This window comes from Lactobacillus sp., from assembly GCF_051893255.1.
Lineage (GTDB): Bacteria > Bacillota > Bacilli > Lactobacillales > Lactobacillaceae > Lactobacillus.
In genome coordinates, this window is the sequence record NZ_JBJFHB010000084.1 from 1 (window position 1) to 2,057 (window position 2,057).

Below are 2,057 nucleotides of genomic sequence, written 5' to 3' on the forward strand. Positions count from 1 at the left end.
CTTTCGTTAGCCAAGACGTTTTGGGACTGGCAATTCCCCCATCTTTCGTTAGCCAAGCTGTTTTTAACTAATTGATTCCCCCAACTTTAGTTAGCCAAGGCTATTTTGACTAATTGATTCCCCCAACCTTTGTTAGCCAAGGCTATTTTGACTAATTGATTCCCCCAACCTTTGTTAGCCAAAATAAAATGCATATTAATTTACTACGTTTTGCTTAAATTTGTAGTTTTCCACAACTTTTGACGTTAATTTGGCGATTTTCGGTGTAATAAACTATAGGAGGGTAAATTTATGACTGATTCTATTTACAACTGGTTTAGTTCAAACCAGGTTACCAACGAAATTGCTGTGCAAACTGCAAAAGAAACCATGAGACTACTTGACCCAGATTATAGCTGTTTGACGCAACTCTCAATCAACAATTTGGCTAATGTCCGCAAGCTCAACCAATGCTTTCAAAATTACAATCAACTAAACTTTGAGCAAATCCCTATTCTCTCAGAAGATCAACTCCAACAAACTGAATATCTTTTAGCCGGAGATGCTGGTGAACAACTAGTTGATCAGACTGTTAAAAAGCTTGCCAACTCTAACAAAATCATTTTCCATAATGTATCATTGCCTTACCAATACGGTAACTATAGGGGAAATTATGACAACCAAATTGATAGTTTGGTAATTACTGAAACAGGGATCTACTGCATCGAAGTCAAGGTTCGAAAAGTAAGCGGCCGTGTCTTCGATTTTGCACAATTAGAACCGGCTATTTACGACCAGCTTACTTTTCATAAAGAAGCCATACTTCAATCTCTACAGTCAAAAGTTCCTATTAATACAAATCTGATTAAAACAATTGTAGTTATCATCAACCGCAATGGGACTGATAACTTTCAGATCGTTAATAATCAAGAACTAGAACGTGCCGGCGCAAAAGCGGTGCCACTTAAAAGTTTAGACTTAGTCTTAAGTAATGGATTTGGGCAAGATGTTATTTCCCCAGGACAAATCGCTAAGATTAATCAGGCTATCTGGAACAGCCGTATTCCTGATAAGCGAACTTATCCACAAAATATTTGCTTCAACATTGATTCCGACGATCTCTGGCAGATTAATCTCGCAATGAAATATCGCTTGCCCATAAAGCATATCATTACCTACAATGCAAAATTAAACGATTATCCACTAACTGGATTAAGTTGCAGCCAACAGAATTTCTTTTGGTTAATCGTCGGCAGACTCTACCGTCAAAAAGGACTCCCCCTTAAGTTGTCAAGAAAAGAGCTTGCGCATGAAGCCAGTTATCGTAACAAGGATTACTCTAAATTGGATCGCTCTATAAACAAATTAACCCAATTTATGCAAACAACTGGCTTATTCTCTCAGGCAAGCTATGAATCGGGAAAAATTACAGTTTGCGTCAAAAATCAATATCATGGTCTTTTTAATTATTGTACCGACAACTTTACCTATTGGAATTATCAACTACTAGCAAAAATTAGTAATAACTGTGCTAAAACGCTTTTTAGGAAATTGATCCAATATGCTAAAATCGGTTCTTTTGAATGTTCCTTTCAAGAATTCCGAAAAATTATGGATGTTCGATCAAGTTATGCAAATCATGATGTTTTAAAACAAAAGGTTGAGCCAGCAATATTTTGCTTAGCTTCACTTTTTAGAAATCTCAGTTACGAAATTGTCAAAAGTGGTAAGGAAAATAGAATTTCAGTAATTAAATTTACGTTCGATCCCTTTAACCCACAAGAATTATTGTCTCCGCGTAACTGGAATCAGTTTGGCTAACTAAGGTTGGGGGAATCAATCAGTCAAAATCGGCTTGGCTAACTAAAGTTGGGGGAATCAATCAGTCAAAAACGGTTTGGCTAACTAAAGTTGGGGGAATCAATCAGTCAAAAACGGTTTGGCTAACTAAAGTTGGGGGAATCAATCAGTCAAAAACGGTTTGGCTAACTAAAGTTGGGGGAATCAATCAGTCAAAAACGGTTTGGCTAACTAAAGTTGGGGGAATCAATCAGCCAAAAACGGTTTGGCTAACTAAA

At 36.9% G+C, this 2,057-nt stretch carries 1 protein-coding gene; it reads left to right on the plus strand.

Translation table 11 applies throughout. The features are described from left to right. The first annotated feature begins 291 nt into the window (after positions 1 to 291). On the plus strand, positions 292 to 1,800 hold the full coding sequence (locus ACI4WN_RS07835; protein ID WP_439777704.1) for an NERD domain-containing protein: 1,509 nt from the start codon (positions 292 to 294) through the stop codon (positions 1,798 to 1,800). Positions 1,801 to 2,057 lie beyond the last annotated feature (257 nt).

What these genes read in the sequence shown, in the direction of transcription:
- ACI4WN_RS07835 (WP_439777704.1), top strand. Translation starts at nt 292, where the DNA reads ATGACTGATTCTATTTACAACTGGTTTAGTTCAAACCAGGTTACCAAC.